The sequence below is a fragment of the Leptolyngbya iicbica LK genome, from assembly GCF_004212215.1.
Classification (GTDB): domain Bacteria; phylum Cyanobacteriota; class Cyanobacteriia; order Phormidesmidales; family Phormidesmidaceae; genus Halomicronema; species Halomicronema iicbica.
The window spans coordinates 214,653-237,080 of sequence record NZ_QVFV01000005.1 but is presented as its reverse complement, the minus strand read 5'-3'; the positions used below and the strand labels follow the sequence as shown (position 1 = coordinate 237,080).

2 protein-coding genes (1 of these 2 cut by a window edge) are annotated in these 22,428 nt (G+C 59.4%); both read left to right on the top strand.

What is annotated here, in order from left to right:
* Positions 1–11: 11 nt before the first annotated feature.
* Positions 12–8,081 (top strand): DUF4347 domain-containing protein, encoded by an 8,070-nt coding sequence (locus DYY88_RS18310; protein WP_130199509.1) that lies wholly within the window; start codon positions 12–14, stop codon positions 8,079–8,081.
* On the top strand, positions 8,078–22,428 hold the beginning of the coding sequence (locus tag DYY88_RS18305; RefSeq protein WP_130199508.1) for a hypothetical protein. The gene runs 18,322 nt beyond the window's last position; 14,351 of the gene's 32,673 nt are visible here — the first part of the coding sequence; it begins with the start codon at positions 8,078–8,080; the stop codon falls past the right edge of the window. Before DYY88_RS18310 ends, DYY88_RS18305 begins: the two co-directional genes overlap by 4 nt.

Genomic DNA, 22,428 nt, shown 5'->3' with positions numbered 1-22,428 from the left:
GGTATCTGAGCATGGGTAGCGGTGTATCTTCTTCCAGTCATCTGTCAGGTTTAAATTCCGAGTCTTTTCAACCTGTAGTTGAACCTGTCGTCCTCACAAATTTGCTGGAAGGCGAGTCCAATGCTCCTCCAAGTAGTTCTCCCATCGCTGAAGATGTTGACCTGGCGGATTTGGACATTGGGGCTAATAGCCAGACTTTAGAGCTAGAAGGTGGCTTGTCCGCATTGCTGACGCCGCCGCTAGAGTTCACTTCAGTTCCCGCCAATGGCAATGGAGCTACTCGTCTCATCGGTGATACTGACGCCCTGTTGCCAGCCGCCCAAGACGCCGCAGAAACCCTCGCGACCATCACGCCTTCGATCTCCCTCGCCCGCGAAATCGTCTTCGTGGATGCCCGCGTTGACCATTTCCCCGACATCATCGACTCGGTTTCAGAAGGGGTCGAAGTGTTCATTCTGGATTCTGAAGTTGACGGCATTGACCAAATTACGGAGATTCTGAGCGATCGCACCGACGTGGACGCCATCCACATCATTTCTCACGGTGGCAAGGCGGCTCTGAGCCTGGGCAATAGCCAACTTACCAGCCAGAATATTGCCCGTTATGCCCTCAAAATCGATGGCTGGCGATTAGCATTGACCGAGCGGGCCGACATTCTGCTGTATGGCTGTAATGTGACGGCGGACGATGATGGGCAGGCGTTTATTGAAACCTTGAGTGCCCTCACCGGGGCGGATGTAGCGGCGTCTGATGACCTCACGGGCAGCCTGGATTTGGGCGGCGACTGGGTACTAGAGTCGCAAACGGGGGACATCGAAGCACAGGTGCTGCAAGTGGATTATGCGGGGGTGCTGGGCGATCGCACCATCCAAAATATCTATGATGCTTGGCAGGCGGGCACCCTGGGCGACCTCAGCAACCTGAACCTGACCGTGGGGGATGGCTCCGTCATCAGCGGCAATTTCACCGTGGTGGAAAACACTGCTGACACCCTGACCCTAAGCGCCACTAGCGTCACCGCCTTCTTTGGCGAAGGTAATGCCACCCCAGAAACCACTGACGACAGCGGCCTGAGTATTACCGCCGACACGCTGAACCTGACCCTGAATGCGGACAACACCTACGCCTATGATTTCACCGGGTCGGCGGTGCTGCAAAATGTATCAGACCTAAGCCTGTCGGCAGATGCGGCGGCGATCTCAGGAACAGAAGCGGGTGTCACCATCGACCTTGCCAACGCCCAGGTTGATTTGGGCGGCGTGGCGCGGCTGGAGAGTCAAACGCTGCAATACAGCAATGTGGACGGCACCTTTGATTTCAGCGCGATGGGGGCCGATGTGTTGCTGGGCCACGGAGCCGCTACCGCTGATGCTAGCGACGATGCCGGGGTGGTGCTCGGTGGCGCTAGCGTTGACATCGACCTGCAAGGGGATGGCTACAGCTACAGCCTAACCGCGACGAATGCTGCGACGACGGGCCTGGATGGCGTCACCGTTGAGGCCAACACCATCAGCGCCAGTGGAGACGGCACGACCGTCACCGCCAACTTGGGACAGGCGGACTTGGCTCTGGGTGAGCAAACCGCCATCAGCGGCGAGCAGCTCAGTCTGACGGTAAAAGAAACCGCTGAAGGCACGACGGTGGATGTGTCGGGGACGGCGCTGTCAGCGTTTGTGGGCCGAGGGGCCGACACGGAAGTGGTGTATGACGACCTGGGATTGGCGATCGCCAACGGCACCCTGGATCTCGACATCGCCGCCGACCAAACTTATACCTATAACCTGACCGCCGATAGCGCCAGCCTTCAGGGCATTGCCGACCTCTCCCTCTCCGGCACGAATATCAGCGCCAGCCAAGACGGCACCCGCACCCAGGTCGATTTCGGCAACTTTGCCCTCGCGGCAGACGATAACGTGCTCGTTGCTGGTAGTGCGTTGCGCTACGCCGCTGACGCGGACAATCTCCTTTTTGGCACTGCCAACGCCACGGCCTTTTTGGGTACGGGCTACGGCACTGCCGAGGTGCTCGGGGTGGAACTCACAGCGGCCACGCTGGGGCTAGCACTCTACGGTCAAGCCGATGCGGATCCCACCTATGCCCTCAAGGCTACGGGCAATGCGGCTTTGCTCGGTTTACCCGAGTTGAACCTGTCCGGAGAACTGGATCTGGCCGTCAATGGTACGGGCGGCGCGGTGAGTGAAGCGATCGCCCTCGCCAACGGTTCCACTCTCGACCTCAGCTTTACCGACGGGGTGGAACTGCCCCGCATCGCTGGCACAGCGGATCTGGACATAGCCGGACTTACTAGTCTGAATGGGGAATTTGCGATCGCGCAGGAATCGGTCGTGACTAACGGCCAACCGGAGAGTCAACTCCGCATTGGCGCGACGGGCGTCAACGCCTTCATCGGGGAAAATGGCGGCACTGCCGACGCCGTGGGGCTGACCCTTAACGATGGGGAACTGGCTCTGTACGCCGAACAAGCTGGCAGCGATCCGGCGACTTACGCTCTCCGCGCCAGTGGGTCGGCGGGCATTGTCGGGGTGGATGATGTGACGGTCGCTGGTTCTATTGATTTGGAACTCAATCGGCTGGGACGGGCAGTGAATGAGACCATTGCCACCCCCAATCAGGAGGTCACCCTCAGCTACAGCGAAGCCGAAGCCAACCTCACCGAAATCGAAGCCAGCTTGGACTTGGGCGTTGCGGGTTTTGCCGAAATCAGTGGCGACTTTGGCATTGATAAAACTGCTGACAGCTTGAAGCTGGGCAGTCGCGACGCCAGCGCCTTCATTGGGGCCAACGGCAGTGGCTTGCAGATCGACGATCTGGATTTGGGCCTGGTGCTCTACACCGATCCTGGCGCTGGGTACGCCCTGGAGGGTAGCGGTGCAGCCGGTTTGGTCAACGTGGACGACCTCACCCTCAGCGGCGAGGTGGATCTCGCCATCAACCGCACCGGGCAGGCGGTGAATGAAACCATTCCGCTACCGGGCGGCGATCGCACCGTTCAGTTTGATACGGGGGCTGATATCACCCAGGTCAGCGGAGCCGCCACCGTCGATGTGGGCGGCCTTTTGAGTATTGACGGCGGGTTGACCGTCGATCAGCAGGTCAGCACCAACGGCGATGTTACCGACACCGACTTGCTGTTCGCCTTCACCGAGGCCACCGCCTTTATGGGCAGCGGTTATGGTACAGCCGCTGCGGTTGGCGTGGAACTCAGCGACGGTAAATTGGGCTTGGTTTGGACGCAGAGTACGAACGCCGTCACTAGCGAAACCACCCAGGGCTTTGCCCTCAAAGGGACGGGGAGCGGTGCCCTGCTCGGCGTCAATGAGGTGGGTCTCAGCGGCAATCTCGATGTCGCCATCAACCGCATGGGCGCAGCGGTGAACGAAACCCTGGTGACGCCCACGGGCGAGATTCTGGTGGAGTTTGCCGACGGCAGCGAGTTCACCCAAATTACCGGCGACGCCACCCTGGACTTTGGTGGTGTGGTGCAGTCCTCCGGCCAGTTTGGCATGCAGCAGACCGTGACGGCAGACGGCACCAAACTGCTGATCGGCCTGGACAATGCCACCACCTTCATCGGGTCTGAAGGGGGGACGGATGTCGCCGCTGGGGTGCAGATCACGAACGCCGATCTGGGCCTGGTGATCTACGGCGATGACGGCAGCTATGCCCTCACCAGCAGCGGCGCGGGGGCGCTGATTGGCGTGGAAGATTTGGCCCTGGACGGCACTCTGGCCCTCCGCATCAATGAGACGGGCGGCGCGGTTGACGAAACCATTCCGGTGGGGCTGACTGACTCGCTTCAGGTGCGGTTCACCGAAGCACAGGCCAACCAAATGCGGGTGGAGGGCACTGTTGACGGGACGGCTGCCGATACCCTGGCGATGGGCGGCGAGTTCTCCCTGGAGTGGTTCCTGGATCAGGTGCCGGGTGCCCTGGACCTCACCTCGACGCCGACGGTGGATGACCTGACCCTGGCTCAGTACGACACGACTATTGGGGCCGATCTGTATCAATCCCTGCGCGACCAGCTCGCCGCCGAGAAAGCTCGCCTGGAAGGGGAACAGTCAGAGGTGAAGGGCATCACTGCGACGGTGGATGGCTGGGCCTTTAATGAAGATTTTGTCGATCGCGATCGCGACTGGCTCACCTTTGAGCAGCCCCACGGGTTCACGAATGGACAGGTGGTGGAATACACCGTGGCCGATGGCGAAACGGCGATCGGGGGCCTGACGCCGGGCCAACAGTACGAAGTTACGGTACTGAGCGACACGCGCCTGCAACTGGTCGATCGCAGCACGGGCCAGGTCATTGACTTGACGGACGATGGCACGGGCCTGCATCAGCTCAACGCGGTGCATGAGTTTGCCGCCACCAATCAGTTTGCGGTGGATCTGGAGCAAAATCTGATCCACTTCAGCCAGCCCCACGGCCTCACCAACATGAGCCGGGTGCAGTATGACACGGGGGGCAACCGAGCGATCGGGGGCCTGCGGGATGATCGGCAATACACCGTCGAAGTCATCGACGCGAACACCGTGCGCCTGCGCCATCTGAGCGGCAGCGCCATTGTCGATCTCACCAGCGACAGCGATGGAGAACATACCCTTCGCCCTGTGTTAACGTTTTCGGCGGAGAATGAACTGGGTAGCACGATTGACGTGAGTCGTGACATCATCCAGTTCAATACGCCTCATTACCTCCAAACGGGCGACAAAATTCAGTATTACGAGCCGGTGGATGGTAGCCCTATCGGTGGCACCCTAGATGCCTTGCATCACTACGATGTGGTCACTGCCTACTATGTGGTCAAGATTGATGATCGGTCCATTGCCCTTTCTAAAGACCGTTACAGTCCCACCTATGCCGAACGGATTAACCTCACAAGCCCTGGCACGGGGACTCATACCTTCTCGCTGATTGAACAAAGCGGTCGTAGCCATCTCAGCTATGACAGCGGGCTGAATGTGGTCAAAGGCAATGCTATTCAACTGTGGTCAAATCACGGCTTCCGCACTGGCCAACAGGTGTCCTTACAAATTGGGGCAGGTAAGCGCTATTCCCCCCTCTCTGGCATTACTGCCGATTTTTACAACAACGGTGCTCCGGTTTATCGTCCCACGGCGAACAATACCTATTTCGTCAAGGTGCTGAATAGCAAGACCTTCCGGCTGGCAAAAACCGCTGAAGACCTGGCCCAAGGCAACTATATTAACGTGGCCGAAACGGGACGGAGTACCAGTTTTCGTTTCATGCCTGTGGCAATGCTGCGGGGTAGTGAGGAAATTATCCGGGTAGATACTGCGAATGACCTGATCAACTTTGAGGCGGATCATGGTTTTACTGATGGGGAGGCCGTGCGCTATGACGTGAGTGCCAATCAACGGGCGATTGGCGGTTTAAAGGACAATCAAACCTACTATGTGCAGGTGCTCAACGATCGCCAGGTTCGCCTGTCTAATACGGCTAGTGGCAGTGCCATCAACCTGACCAGCGACGGCACCGGTAATCATCGCTTCCTGAGCACGGGGGCAACGGTGGTGCCCACCAACGATATCCGGGTCGAGGTCGATACCGACACGATTATTTTGCCGGAGGCGATCGCGTTTGAAGTGGGCGAAGCCATCCGCTACGAAGCCGCTGGGGGGCAAGCGATCGGCGGTCTCACCGACGGCACCACCTACTACGTCGCTAGCCTGGACGGCGATCGCCTGCAATTGGCCACCACTGCCGGGGGCGCAGTCATCGACCTGACCGCTGCCGGGGGCACTGGCGACCACCAGTTTGTCCGCGCCAGCCTGGAATTCAACGCCACTAATGACATCGCCGACCAACGCCGAGCGGCGGCTGTCGCCCTCAGCGATCGCCTCTCCAATGAACTGGGCGTCAGCGTCACCCTGATTGAGGGCGATGCCACCTCCACTAACGACCCCACCGCGACGGACGGCACCGAAACCGCCAACCGCAAGGTCAGCTTCCGCGAGGTCTCCGTGCTCTACGACGAGCAGCAGATCGAGAAAACCCGACTGCTGGCGGGCATCACCAACGGCTACGCCTTCATGGGGACGGGGCTCGATACCCCCGACGAAACTGGGGTGAAGGTGGAGAACACTGACATTGGGTTGGCGCTGTATAAGGCGATCGACTTCACGAAGCCGCCAGAAGAACAGACCAATATGACCTATGCCCTGATGGGCGACGGCGACGGTTCGGTGGTGGGGCTACCTGGCATCACCCTCGATGGCACACTGCGGGTGGAATCCAACAGCACTGGGGAAACAGTGCAGGAAACCATCATTACCCCCGGCGGTCAGATTGATCTGAATATCGACGACCCGGCTAACCTGACCCGCATCACGGGCAGCGCCACCCTGGGCATGCTGGATTTCACAGAAATCAGCGGCGGCTTTGAGGTCGTCACCGAGACCGTCGATATCAACGGCGTTCTGGAAAATCAACTGGCGATCGACGCCACGAACATCACCACCTTCATCGGCGCAGGCGCAGACCCCACAGTGGATCTGGGCGTACTGCTCGAAAACATCGACTTCTCCCTAGATGTCCTCCCCGACGGCACCTACGACTACGACTTCAGCAAGGTCACCAATACCGCTCTGCTGCTGAAGAATCTGCCGGACGGGCTGACCAGCATCGGCACCTCCATCGAAACTCTACTCAATCAGGATTGGGATTTCGCCACCATCGAAGGTGGACAACGCCTGAGCTTCAACGTCACTGACTTTGCCCTGGGTGACTTCGGTACCGTCAGCGGCACCCTCAACCTCGATATTCTCAAGGATGCCAACGGCTTTGACCTGAATCTCTCCAGCGATGGCATTAGCTTATTCCTCGGCGACGGCACCGATCCGGCTACGGATATGGGTGTGCAACTGACGGATATTGGCTTCACCCTCGGCCTCCAGAGCGACGGCACCTTCAGCTACGACTTCGACAAGTTGGCGACGACCGCGATCGCCCTCAAGAACCTGCCCGCCGAATTGAGCAGCATCGCCACGGCAATCGAGACCCTCTTCAGCCAGGATTGGGATTTCGTCGCCATCCCCGACCTCCCCAACGCCCAGCGCCTCACCTTCAATGTCACCGATTTTGCCCTGGGCGACTTCGGCACCGTCAGCGGTGGCCTCAATCTCGACATCATCCAGAGTGTCGATGGCTTTGACCTGAATTTGTCTAGTGATGCGATTGACCTGTTCCTCGGCAACGGCACCAACCCGCTCACCGACATGGGTGTGCAGCTCAACGACATTGCTCTCAACCTCGGCTTACAAAGCGACGGCACCTTCAGCTACGACTTCGACAAGCTCGATACCACGGAACTACTGCTGAAGAACCTCCCGGCTGAGTTCAGCACGATTCAAAGCTCTCTGGAAACGCTGCTCAACGGTGATTGGGACTTCATCGATATTCCCGATGTGCCCGATGCCCAACGATTGAGCTTCACCGTCACCGACTTCGCGTTAGGCGACCTCGGCAGCGTCAGCGGCACTCTCAACCTCGACATCCTCAAAGCCGCCGATGGCTTTGACCTGAATCTGTCCAGCCCCGACATCGATCTATTCCTCGGTGACGGCACTGATCCACTCACCGATATGGGCATCCAGCTCAACGACATCGCGGTGTCCTTGGGCCTGCTCAGCGACGGCACCTTCAGCTACGACTTCGCCAAACTCCCCAGCACCGAACTGCTGCTGAAAAACCTCCCGGCTGAATTCAGCACCATTCAAAGCTCCTTGGAAACCCTACTCAACGGCGATTGGGACTTCGCGGAAGTACCGGGCATTCCGGATGCGCAACGGTTGAGCTTCACCGTCACTGATTTCGCGTTAGGCGACCTCGGCAGTGTCAGCGGCACTCTCAACCTCGACATCCTCAAAGCTGCCGATGGCTTTGACCTGAATCTCTCCAGTCCCGACATCGATCTATTCCTCGGTGACGGCACTGATCCACTCACCGATATGGGTGTGCAGCTCAACGACATCGCCGNNNCCTCAATGGCGATTGGGACTTTGCTGAGATTCCCGGTATTCCCGATGCGCAACGGTTGAGCTTCACAGTCACCGATTTTGCGTTAGGCGACCTGGGTAGCGTCAGTGGTACCCTCAACCTGGACATTTTGGCGGCTGCGGATGGTGGCTTCGACCTGAATCTCTCCAGTCCCGACATCGATCTATTCCTCGGTGACGGCACTGATCCACTCACCGATATGGGTGTGCAGCTCAACGACATCGCCGTGTCCCTGGGACTCTTGAGCGACGGTACCTTCAGCTACGACTTCGCCAAGCTCGATACCACTGAACTACTGCTGAAGAACTTGCCCACTGAGTTTAGTACGAGTCAAAGCTCGCTGGAAACGCTCCTCAATGGCGATTGGGACTTTGCTGAGATTCCCGGTATTCCCGATGCGCAACGGTTGAGCTTCACAGTCACCGATTTTGCGTTAGGCGACCTCGGTAGTGTCAGCGGCACCCTCAATCTCGACATCCTCAAAGCAGCAGACGGCTTTGACCTGAACCTCTCTAGTCCTGACATCGACCTGTTCCTGGGTGACGGCACCGACCCACTCACCGACATGGGCGTGCAACTCAACGACATCGCGGTGTCCCTAGGACTGCTCAGCGACGGCAGTTTCAGTTACGACTTCAGCAAACTGCCCACCACCGAACTGCTGCTGAAGAATCTGCCCGCTGAATTCAACACCATCCAAAGCTCGCTCGAAACTCTATTGAATGGTAATTGGGACTTTGCTGAGATTCCCGAAATTCCTGACGGTCAACGTCTCAGCTTCACCGTCACCGACTTTGAGTTAGGCGACCTCGGTAGCGTCAGCGGCACCCTCAACCTGGATATTCTCAAAGCAGCAGACGGCTTTGACCTCAACCTCTCCAGTCCCGACATCGACCTGTTCCTGGGGGATGGCACCGACCCGCTCACCGATATGGGCGTGCAACTCAACGACATCGCCGTGTCGTTGGGCCTGCTCAGCGACGGTACCTTCAGCTACGACTTCGCCAAACTCCCCACCACAGAACTGCTGCTGAAGAACATTCCGCCGGAACTGAGCGGATTGCAAACCTCAGTTGAAAGTCTGCTCAATGGCGATTGGGACTTTGCTGAGATTCCCGGTATTCCTGATGGTCAGCGGCTCAGCTTTAACGTTACAAACTTTGACCTGGGTGATTTTGGACAGGTTAGCGGGCCTCTCAACTTTGATGTGCTCAAGACCGATGACGGCTTTGACCTGCGGGTGAGCAGTGAAGGCATCAGCCTGTTCTTGGGCAATGGCAACGACCCGAGCACCGACATGGGCATCGCTCTGGAAAATGTCGGCTTTGCCCTGACACTGAACGGTGACGGCAGCTACAGCTACGACTTTGACAAGCTGGATACTAGCGCCCTGGTACTGAAGAACCTGCCCCCGGCGCTAACCAGCATCGGTAACTCTATTGAAACCCTGCTGAATCAGGATTGGGATTTTGCCACCATTGAAGGTAGGCAGCAACTCACCTTTGACGTGAGCGATTTCACGCTGGGTGACTTTGGTCAGGTGAGCGGCTTGCTGAACCTGAACATCGTGAAAGATGCCAACGGCCTTGACCTGACGCTGGGGGGACAGGGGCTGGATGTGTTCCTGGGACACGGCACCGCGACGGCGGATACCGCTGACGACGCGGGCCTCTTGATTGCGGGGGCAACGCTGGAACTGGCCCTGGAAGACACGGCCTACAGCTACACCATTGCTCAGGGCAGCGTGGCTGTGGTCGGGGTGGATGGCCTGATTATTGCTTCGGATGATGTCAGCGCCAGCGGGAACAACACGAGCGGCACCGTCACCCTGACGGGAGTCACCGTGGAGGTGGGGGATAGTGCCCGCTTCAGTGGCGACCAGATGACCTTCACCAGCCAGCAGACAGCAGATGGACAAGTTGTTGACCTGGATGCCGAGGATCTGAGTGCCTTTGTAGGCAGCGGGGCGGATACAGAGGTGGTGGAAGATGACCTGGGGCTGTCCATCGTCAATGCTGACCTGGCTGTGAGCCTGAAGGCCGATCGCTCCTACAGCTACGGCTTCAGTGCGGATAGTGCCGCGCTCTTTGGTCTGGGCGATCTGGATCTGTCGGGAACCACCATCAGTGCCAGCGGCGACGCTTTGGGCACCACCGTTGACCTGGGCAACTTTAGCCTCACGGCTGGGGATAATGCGCTGCTGTCTGGCAGTGGCCTCCGATTCAGTCGCGATGCCGAAACCCTGAAGCTGGGGGCAGCGGGCATTAACGCTTTTCTGGGAACGGGCTACGGGACGGCGGATGCACTGGGGGTAGAACTCAGTGACGCCAGTCTGGCCCTGGCACTCTACGACCAAGACGCTGCTGACCCCACCTATGCCTTTAGCGCGAAGGGATCGGCGGCGTTGTTGGGCCTGTCGGATCTGACTCTAGCCGGGGAACTGGAACTGGCGCTGAATGCGACGGGTGGAGCGGTGCAAGAGAGCCTTATCCTCGCTGATGGCACCACCCTGAATCTGGATTTAGCGGATGCGATCGCTCTCCCCCACATCACCGGAGCCGCGACCCTGGGCATCGACGGCATCGGCGAATTGAGCGGTGCGTTTGCCATTGAGCAAGCGATCGTCGAGTCTGGTGGAACGCAGCAGAGCCAACTGCTGATCGGGGCGAAGAACCTGAACGCCCTAATCGGGAATGCCGATACGGGCTTCACCCTCAATGACGGTCAACTAGCGCTGTATGTGGAACAAGACGGCGCGAATCCGGCCCAGTATGCGCTGCAAGCCAGCGGCGCGGCGGGATTGCAGGGGGTGAGCGGCATTGACCTGTCCGGCTCGTTGGATCTGGATATCAACCGTTTGGGCACCGCGATTGATCGCACTATCGCGACCCCCGACGGCGACCTGAACCTCAACTTCAGCGCCGCCGAGGCCAACCTAGAGCAACTGGTCGGCACTCTGAATCTGGGCGTGGCCGGGTTTGCGGAACTCTCCGGTGAGTTTGGTATCGAGAAAACGGCTGATAGCCTCAGGCTTGGCGCACGGGATGCCAGGGCCTTTGTCGGAGCTAACGAACCCGGCGTCCAGGTCAGCGATGTGGATCTGGGGCTGGTGCTGTACACCGCTGATGGCGGCTATGCCGTGGAAGGGTCGGGCCAGGCGGCATTGGTGGGCTTCAACGGCGTCACGTTAGCGGGAGCCGTGGATCTGGCCATCAATCGCAGCGGTCAGGCGGTGAATGAAACCATTGCCCTACCGGGCGACGACAGGATCGTGCAGTTCGCCACCGGGGACGATGTCACCCATATCACCGGGGGGCTGGTGACGGTGGATGCCGGGGGCTTTGTCACCGTTGATGGTGGCCTTTACTTGAACAAAGTAGACACCGCTGAGGGAACCCAACTCCAGTTGGCGCTGCATGAAGCCAGCGCCTTTGTGGGCAGCGGTGCGGGAACGGCGAATGCCATTGGGGTGGAATTGGGCGACACCACTCTGGGGCTGATTCTCGACACGGCGTCTGGCCAGTACGCTTTGCAGGGCACGGGCAGCGCCGGACTCATCGGCATCGACGGGTTGGGCCTGAGTGGAGAACTGGACATTGCCCTGAACCGCATGGGCGAGGCGGTCAACAGTACCTTTGTCACCCCCACGGGCGAAGTGACGATCGCCTTTGCCGATGGCAGCGAAGTGACGCAAGTCGCCGGAGCCGCCACCCTAGACTTTGGCGGCGTAGTGCAATCTTCCGGACAGTTCGGCGTGCAGAAGACGGTCACCGTGGATGGCAACCTAACCGCGACGAAACTCCTCATCGGTTTGGATAACGCGCAAACCTTCGTCGGTGCAGAAGGCGGCACTGATAGCGCTTCCGGCATTCAAATCAGCGATGGCAAATTAGGCCTGGTGGTCTACGGCACGAGCGATCTGTCCACTGGCACCAGCGACAGCACCTACGCCATGATTGCCAGTGGCGCGGCCTCCATCGTCGGGGTGGATGACCTGAGCCTGGACGGCACCCTGGCAGTCCGCCTCAACGAGACGGGCGGGGCAGTTGACGAAATCATTCAAGTGGGTCTGGACGACTCGGTGCAGGTGCTCTTTACAGAAGAGCAGGCCAACCAGATGCGGGTGGAGGGCACCGTCTACGGCAATGCGGCGGATGCCGTGGCCTTTGGCGGTGAGTTCTCGGCAGAGTGGTTCCTGGAGAAAACGCCGGGAGACCTGGACCTCACTTCAACGCCGACGGTGGACGCGCTGACGCTGGATCAGTACGCCACCACTATCACCGACGATCTGTATCAAGCCCTGCGGGATGACCTGCTGGCAGAGAAAGAGCGACTGGAAGCCGAAAATTCCGAAGTCAAGGCCATCAGCGCCACGGTCGATGGTTGGGCCTTTAACGAAGACTTTGTCGATATCGATCGCGACTGGCTCACCCTGGAGCAGCCCCACGGTCTGGTGGATGGGCAAATCGTGGAATACACAGTCGCGGCTGGCGAAACCGCGATCGGCGGGCTTACTTCTGGTAGCCAGTACGAAGTCGAGATTATCAACGATCTGCGCCTGCAACTGCGGGATCTGGCGACCGGCGACATCATCGATCTGACCAGCGACGGCACGGGCAATCACCAGTTGCGGCAAGTGGAAAGCTTTGCTGCGAAGAACAAGCTCGCGGTGGATGTCGATCGCGACTACATCCACTACAGTCAGCCCCACGGCCTCACCAATATGAGCCGGGTGCAGTACGAAGCGGGTAGCAACGCTCCCGTCGGTGGCCTGAAGGACGGCACCCAGTACACCGTGGAAGTCATCGACGCCGATACCGTGCGCCTGCGCCATCTCAGCGGCAGCACTGTCGTCAATGTCACCAGCGACAGCCAGGGCGACCACCGCCTGCTCCCGGTACTCACCTTCGATGCCTACAACGAGTGGGGCACCACCATTGATGTCGCCAACGATGTGATTCGCTTTGACCGCAAGCACAATCTGCAAGATGGCGACAAAATCCAGTACTACTATCCCAAAGATGGCAGTCCGATCGGCGGCACTTTCGACAGTTTGCACACATCCACGGTGGTTCATCCCTGGTACGTGGTGCGGATCAGCGATCGCGAAATCGGCCTGAGGGATCGTCGGGGCAACCGATTGGACTTCACCAGTCCCGGCACGGGCACCCATGCCTTCTCGCTCATCGAACAAAGCGGTCGCGATCATCTCGGCTATACCAGCGGCCTCGACGTGGTGAAAGGGAATGCGATTCGCCTGTGGTCGAGTCACGGGTTCTACACCGGGCAGCAGGTTTCGCTCCAGATTGAAGCCGGGAAACGCTATTCTCCCCTCACGGGCATCAACGCCGACTTTTACAACAACGGTGCGCCCGTCTATCAGCCCCTGCCGAACAACACTTACTTCGTCAAGGTGCTGGACAACAAGACTTTCCGGCTGGCGAAAACCGCTGAAGACCTCGCCCTGGGCAACTACATCGACGTGGCCGAAACGGATCGGAGCACCAGCTTCCGCTTTATGCCAGTAATGATGCTCCAGGGACGGCAGGAGATCATCCGCGTCGATACTAGCGCCGAAACCATCAACTTCGACTCGGCCCACGGCTTCCGCGATGGTGAAACCGTGCGCTACGACCTGAACGCCAACCAGCGGGCGATCGGCGGCCTCCAGAAGGGCGAAACCTATACCGTGGATGTGGTCAACAGTCAGCGGATTCGCTTGCTGGATGACCAGGGCAATACTGTAAACCTGACCCGCGACGGCTCTGGCAGTCACCGCTTCATTCGCACGGGCACCCCCTTCGACCCCGAAAATGACATCAAGGTCGATGTTCAGGCGGACACGATCGCTCTCCCCAACGCCGGAGAATTCCAGGTGGGCGAAGCGATCCAGTATCGCGCCTCTGGCTCAGCCATTGGTGGCCTCATCGATGGGGCGACCTACTATGTGGCAAACGTAACCGGCGATCGCCTCCAACTCGCCGCAACGGAGGACGGCACCGTCATCAACCTGACCACTGATGGCGGCAGTGGCGACCACCAGTTCCTCAAGACGGGGATCGAATTCACCGCTACGAACGATATCGCCGAACAGCGGCGGGCAGCGGCAGTGGCCCTGAGCGATCGCCTCGCCAACGAACTGGGCATCAGCGTCACCCTCACCGCTGGGGATGCCACCTCCACCAACGATCCGACGGCGACGGACGGTACGGAAACGGCCAATCGCCAGGTTAGCTTCCGCAATGTCTCCGTGCTCTACGACGAAGAGCAGATCGAAGCCACCAAGCTGCTGGCGGGGATCACCAACGGCTACGCCTTCCTGGGTGAGGGCTACGGCACCGAGAATGAAATCGGCGTCAAGGTGACCGACACCAACTTTGGCCTGGGGCTGTACAAAGAAATCGACTTCAAAAAGCCCCTGACCGAGCAGGAGAAAATGACCTTCGCCTTCATGGGCGTGGGCACTGGAGCCCTGGTGGGCCTCTCCGATGTCACTCTGGACGGCGACCTGAAGGTCGAGGTCAACCGCACTCAGCAGCTCGTCAACGAACTCATCACGACTCCGGGCGGCGAAATCCAGCTCCAGATTGACACCGACGCTGACCTCACCCGCGTCACGGGCAACACCGACCTCAACATCGCCGATACCCTGACTCTGTCCGGCAACTTTGGCATCGAGCACACCATTGACAGCACTGACCCCGGCGCGATCGCCAAGCTCCTGCTGGGAGCCACCGATGTCACCGCTTTCATGGGCACGGGCTACGGCACCACTGATGCCCAGGGCGTCTCCTTTACCAACGGTCATTTGGCCATGGTGTTGCCCACCCTGGACGGTACGGCTTCTGATCGCTACGCGCTGCAAGTCGGCGGTTCTGCTGCCCTGGTCGGCATTCCCGGCGTCACCCTGACTGGCGATCTGCAAGCGCGGCTGAATCGCACAGGCGGGGCGGTGAGCGAGTCCCTGGAACTGGGGCCAGATCAGACCGTGAACCTGGCCTTCACCGCTGAAGAAGGCAACATCACTGAAATCACGGGTATCGGCAATCTGGATCTGGGCGGGGTGGTGCAGGCCAGCAGTCAGATTGACCTCACCTTCGGCGCACTGGATGAGAACGGTCAACGCGCCATTGACGTGCTGGCCCAAGACATCAACCTCTTTGTCGGCGACGATGGCGGCACCCCCAGCGACGACACTGACGATGTGGGCGCACGGCTGGAGAACGGGGTCTTGAATCTGACCCTGAATCCCGACGACACCTACAACTACACCATTGATGGCGCTACTGCCAGCCTGGTGGGCATTGACCTGCTGGACTTCTCCGGCCAGGTGGGGGCGATCGGTGATCAAGACGGCATCGAGCTGTACCTCACCGACCTGAACCTCACCATTGGCGACCTGGGCACCCTCAGCGGCGACTTCGTCTTCAAAGCGAACGCCGACGGCACCATCGACTTTGATGCCACCAACGCCAGCGCGTTTGTCGGCCTCGGCCTAGATACGGTTGACACTGCCGACGATCGCGGCCTCGCCATCAGCAACGCCACCATTGCCCTGACCCTACAACCCGACGGCACCTATACCTACAGCCTCACCGAAGCTCAAGCCGAACTCCAGGGCATTGACGGAGCGGCCTTCTCCGGAGCCATCAGCGCCGCAGGCAACCAAGACCAGATTGATGTCACCCTGGCGAATGTCGCCCTGCAACTTACGGACTATGCCCGCATCAGCGGCAATCTCGACTTCTCGGTGGTGAATGATGGCACCACGTCGACCATCAACCTCGACGGCACCAATATCGGTGCCCAACTCGGTCTGGGGGCGGCGACGGAGACGACCGACGACGACATCGGCGTCAGCCTCAGCGGCGCTGGTTTTGATTTCACCCTCAACGCGGACGACACCTTTGACTACAGCCTCACCAACGCGGCTGCTCAGTTTGTCGGCATGGATTGGTTTAGCGGTGCGGTGACCATCAACACCATTGGCGATGAAACCGACCTGGATATTACCCTCACTAATGCTGACCTGGCCCTGGCCGACTACGCCCGCCTCAGCGGTGACCTTACCCTGTCCATCGGCGAACAGGACGGCCTCGAAACCATTGATGTCACGTCTAGTAATGCCACTGCCTTCATCGGTAGCGGTGCCCGCACTGCCGATACCAGCGACGATATCGGTGTGCGGGTCAGCGATGTCGCCGCTGCTGTGCGCCTGCTCTACGGAGCTGATGGCGCGGTCGATCTGGCCTACACCGTGGATCAGGGGACGGCGGCGTTAGCGGGACTGCCCGGTCTGACTCTGACCGGGAACGTGGCCGCTCAATACAACGACACCGGGGCGGATCAACTTCTGGGCACCACCACCGTCGCCGATGGCACCAACCAGATTCAGGGCACCGGACTCGAACTGGGCATTGCCGGACTCACCACCTTCACCGGGGACTTTGGCCTGGTGCTGCAAGCCGACGGCTCGCTGTTGGCGGCGGGGCAAAATCTCTCGGCCAACGTCAGCTTGACGCCGGACATGGTGGGCAGTCTCAACAGCGGCAATCTGGGGTTGCTGTTGCAAAACGACGGCACCTACGCCCTGCAAGGGGACGGCACCGCTAGCCTGGAAATCGCTGGCCTGACCTTCACGGGCGATCTGGCGGTGGAGGTGAACACCACGGGCCAGAAGATCTCCGAAACGATCGCGATCGGCGACCAGACCCAAACTCTGGAATTTGCCACCAGTGAAAATATCAGCCGCTTCAACGCCTCGAATCTGGATGCGGTGCTGACGGATGATTTGCGGGACGCTCTGGCCTTTGGGGCGCAGGAACTCATTAACCTGAAAGATTCCCTGGTACCGGAATTTGACGAGCAGGGACAGCCCATCGGCGATGCGCCGTTAGCAATGGCAATTCCGGGCACCGACACCACCCTAGAGAACATTCTGCAAATTGGCCAGTACCTCTCCATGGGCGAGTCGATTCAGGAGTACATCAGCGAGAGCGACCCCAATACCACCGAGACGCTGCGGGGACTGTTCGACTATCTGGATACCGACTGGATGGCGAATCTGCCGATCGCCAGCGGTCTAGACTTTGTGATTGACGAGACGGGCTTCTCCCTCTCCTACGGGGCGGAAAATCGCTACGAAACCACCATCGGCATCGCCCTGCCGGAGGAAGCGGCGCGCTTTGGCATCGAGTTCCAAGACGACTTGAATGTCGATATCGGGGTCGATCTGGGCATTGACTTTGAACTGGGCTTCGATTGGACGAATTTTGCCACCACCTTTGATGTCAACCGTTTGGACTTCACCGCCACTGCCAAGGCCGATGATCTGGTATTGGGGGCCTACTTTGGTCCGTTGGGTATGAGCATCGGTTCCCACGAAGCGGGTAAGGAAAAGGCCACCCTGGATCTGACGCTGGGCGGTCAGGTGAGCTATGTCAACGGCGAGTTTGATGTCACCACCACCAGCGATCGCCTCGACTTGATGATGCCGTTCTACGGTTCCCTGGGCGGTCAAGATCTGACCAATGGCATCACGCCCAAAGCCTATCTGGAAGGCAATATCTTCACGGGCGACGGCATCAGCTTCCGCCACGAGAACTTTGACCAGTTGCTCAACTTCCGTAACTTCGGCGTGGGCAACGTCATGGTGATGCTGCAAGACCTGATCACCTGGGCCGAAGATTACCGCGACTACGAGGTGATGCAAACCTCCCTGCCGTTCCTCGATCTGGAACTGGGAGATGCCCTGGACTTTGCCTCTGCCATCAACGACAACGTGCTGAAGAAGATTGACTTCTATCAGCCGCAGATTGACCTGATTAAGAACCTGAGTGGGGCGATCGCCAACGGCACCCTGCTCCTCCCCGACAGTGCCCTGAGTGCTGCTGGCTTCACCTTGGCCGACTTAGAAGGGAAGGAAATCACCCTGGCTAATGGCGACACCTACGAATTGGCGATCGGCGACTTCAACGCGCTGACACTGGATACGGCGCTGACGGCACTGCCTACGGACGGCGGTTTCTACCTCCACGGGGCGGACGAAATTCTGCACATCAACCAGGCGCTCAACAACGGCGTCACCGTCAGCGGCGACACCCTCACCCTGGCGACGGGCGACTTCGCCGCTGACCTGGTGGGCCAATACATCACCCTCAACGGTAGCGACACCTACGTGATCGCCAGCGTCACCGACGGCAATACCCTGGTGCTCGACGGCGCAGCGGATCTGAATCTGACCGACGCCACCTTCATCATTCACAGTCAGGCAACCCTGCCGGAACTGCGGGACAACAGCCTATTTATCCTTAAGGACGGGCAACTGCAACTGGCGACGGATGCCATTGATGCGGCGGATCTGGTGGGCCAATCCATCACCTTTACCAACGGCGAGACCTACGCCATCAGCGCCATCAGCGCAGTGCAAAATCTGGTGCTCGATCGCGCCGATGATGTCAACCTCGCGGCTCAAGGCTTTGTCATCCACGAGGCCCGCGAACTGCTACGCACCTACCAAGACCTGTTCGTCGCCATCAACAATTCCGGCATCCTGCCCATTGATGTCCCCCTCACCTATGACCCGGTGAAGAACGAACTGGTGCTGCCGTTCAGCTTCCAGCAGCAGATGAATCCCCTGGAGGCCGGACTGGACTTTGGCCTGGATCTGGGTGAACTGTCCCTCTCCACGGAGGCGAAAGCAGCCCTGCAAGCAGGCGTCAATGGCCGCATGGATCTGGTCATCGACTTCGACGGCCCCGACGGCAACGACAACGTCAATCTGTATGTGGACAATGTCGAGCTGAACGGCTCGGCACAGTTCAACGTTAATGACCTGGAAGTCGCCGCCGAACTGGGCTTCCTGGGCCTGACGGCGGGCGGCGCGGGCACCGGCTCCGGCATCAACTTCAACGCCACCATCAGCGCTGGCCTGGATCGCGATCCCCTCGCTGAAACTCCGGGCGATCGCCGCTTCAGCTTCAACGACCTGATGGACGGGGCGCTGTTCGACGCCTTCAATGTGGAACTGGACGGTAGTGCCGCGGCCAAACTGCGCGGTCTGTCGGTGAACGGCGGCTTTGGGGATATCAACATCGCCCCCCATGCCGAAATCGCGGTGTACGTCCCCGACCTGATGGAAATCGACGCCGGGGCGCAGGTGCTGTATCAGGCGCTCGATCAGCCCTTTGACCTGGCCACTGCCCTGGCGGCGGGTACGGTGCAAAATGAAGGGGCGATCGTCGTGCTGCCCGACCTGGCGGATCTGGTCAGCCTCAAAAATCTCAGCTTTGCCGATGTGATCGGCGGCATCCGCGCGGGCATTGACTTCCTCGATGAGTCTCTGGCGGACAACGCCTTCTATACCTCCGTCCTGCCCATCATCAACCAATCCCTGGAGGAGCAGTTCGCCTTCCTGGATGACCTCGCAGCCCAACTCGAAATCGCCGCCAACAACCCCGCTGGGGTGCTGCAAGAGGTGGAAGGGGTGATCGAAAACGCCCTCGGTTTGCAGGACGATAATAGTCTGGCTCCCGATGAACAACTCTTCTCCCTGTCTCTGAACGGTGACTACCTGGATATTCATCTGGGGTGGGACGCGCTGTTCCGCGAGAACTTCAACTTTGCGCTGGATCTCGACACCTTTAAGGAACTGTCCGGCAACATCGGCGCGGCGGCCCTGGAAGGCATTGATGCCCTGGCCGACATGAACGGCGGCGGCAGTTTGATGCTGGAGGCGATCGCCAAACTCAACTTCGACATTGGCGTAGATCTGGACAGCCTCATCGACGGCGACCCCGACATCGTGCTGCGGGATTACGACGCGGCCACGGGCAAAGGCACCCACGCCCAGATTGGGGCGAAACTGGTGGGCGAAAACCTCGACCTGGGCTTCAAGGTCGGCCCCATGGATATCGGCGTCACGGGCGGCACCGTGGTGCTGGATGGCGATGGGCAACTGGCCACGAACGACTATGCGGGCGTGCTGGTGGCGGTGGATCAGCAAGACGGCTCCACCGTGCTGGATGACGGTCTGTTCCACTTCAATTCCGAATCTATCGGCGCGAACATCGACGCGAAGGTCACAGGCGGCTTCGATGTCAACCTCCCCATCAACCTCAGCATCTTTGGCATCGGCTTTGACCTGGATGCCATTACCGCCAAGACGAACTCGGTCTACGGCGACCAGGGCTTGGCCCAACTGTTCAAGCATTTGGCAGGCTCCCCCGATGCGGGCGACTTCGATCCCCTGCTGATGACTTACCCCAACATTCGGGGCAAGTTCGAGGAACTGGGCGGTCAGTTCTCCCTGCTGGCCATGATCAATGATCCATCCCTGATTCTGGATGGCGTCGATCTCGCGGTCGGCAGTCTGCAAGACGTGCTGGATTCCAACCTGGCCCAGGATGTGCCCCTGGTCGGCGATCAACTGGCGGAAGCCGCGTCCTTCCTGCGAGAAATGCGCTACGGCCTGCTGGGCGACCTGCGGGAAAAACTCAGCGGTGACGGGAAAGCGATCGAGTACATTCGCGAAACCCTCTACAACATCCTCGGCCCCAACAACCTGGGCATCATCCTCGATCTGAACAACGACCAGCAGATCACCGTAGAAGACGTACAGGTGGGCTGGTACGACCAGACGGGCCAGTGGCTCCAGGATTGGAGTGTCGGCGGTGGCCTGCCCAGCGGTGCGGACGCGATCCAGTTCAATATTGATCTGGGCGGCGACATCTACGGCACCGGCATCGACATTCCCCTGGACATTGATGTCCCCGGTTTCAGTCTGGAGGTGGACGGCGGCTTTGCGTTGGATATGGGCTGGAGCTACGACTTCGGCTTTGGCATCAGCCTGCAAGACACCTTCTATCTGACAGCGGCCCAGGATGGGGCTGACCCCGAACTGGAAGTGGACATTGATGTCTTCCTGGATGGTGATCCAGAAAACCCCGATGTCACCACCCCGTTCAACGCGGATGGCCAACTGCTGTTCTTTAAGGCCAACCTGACGGACAACAACCCCGATGGTCGCGCCAGCGGGCTCTACGGTGGGCTGGATCTGGATCTGGTGGGCGATGAGAATAACCGCCTTACCCTAAATCGCCTACTGTCGGGACGCATGGGCGACATCTTTGACGTGAAGTTTGGCGTCGATGCCGGGCTGGATCTGGGCATGACCCTGGAACTGGACGGGGCCGAAGGCTTACCCCGTCTCGGCGGTGATCTGGAAATCGATTGGGATTGGGCCGTGGGCGAGAGTCTGACCGCCCCGGAAATCAACATCACCGACTTCCGGGTGGATCTGGGCAGCTTTGTCACCGACTTCCTGAAGCCCGTTGCAGAACGCATCAACGGCGTGCTGGAACCGATGAAGCCGCTCATCGACGTGCTGACGCAGGAAGTTCCGGGCGTCGATATGCTTCTGGAAGACAACACGGTGAAGGGCATCATCAACCTGATCATGGTGATGCAAGGGCGATCGCCCATTGACTGGAGCTTCATTGACGATGCCCAGCAAATGCTGGGGCTGGTGGAACAAGTCGCCAACCTGGAAGTGGGCGGCTGGCTGGAACTGGGCGACATCGGGGGCTTTGGTACCGGCAAGCTGAACGCGGACACCAGCAATGTCGAAGCGGCGGCAGCGGACATGGTGAAGTTGGAAGCCTTTATGGCCAGCAACACTCGCCAGGATGCGCAATCTCTGGGCGGCGGCAAGCCCGCCCGCGAAGGCTTCAAGATGCTGGAGTATGTCAAGGACATCTCTAACTGGACATCGCTGCTCAGCGGTGGCGACGCCACCCTGTTCACCTACGAAATGCCCCTGCTGGAATTTGAGAAGGGCTTCGAGGTGATGCTGGCGACGATTCCGCTGCTACCCCCCAGCATTACGCCGTCCATCGACGTGTTTGCCTCCGGTAGCTTTGCGGCAGCGGCGGATCTGGCCTTTGGCTACGACACCTTTGGCATTCGCCAGGCGATCGCGACGGGCAATCCCCTCTATGCGCTGGATGGTTTCTTCCTGCGGGACTTTGATGCCGACGGCAACGAGAAGCCGGAGTTCACCCTGGATATGGAACTGGGGCTGAAGGGGATGTTGTCAGCGCCCCCCATCTCAGCGGGGTTGAAAGGGGCGATCGATGTGGGCATCGGCGTGGATGTGCAGGATATCGAGAAATCTACTCTCGTTAAGGATGCTGCGGGGTACGTCATCGACCAGATTTGGGAAAGCGATGGCAAGATTCGCGGCTCGGAAATCGCCACCATGTGGGGCTATCAAGGCGGTGGCCCACTGAATCTAGTGAACATCGACGGCACCGTGGACTTTGTCGCCAGCGCCATTGTGGATCTGGATCTGAAGATCAAGCGGGTAAACCTGCTGGATGCCGAACTGTT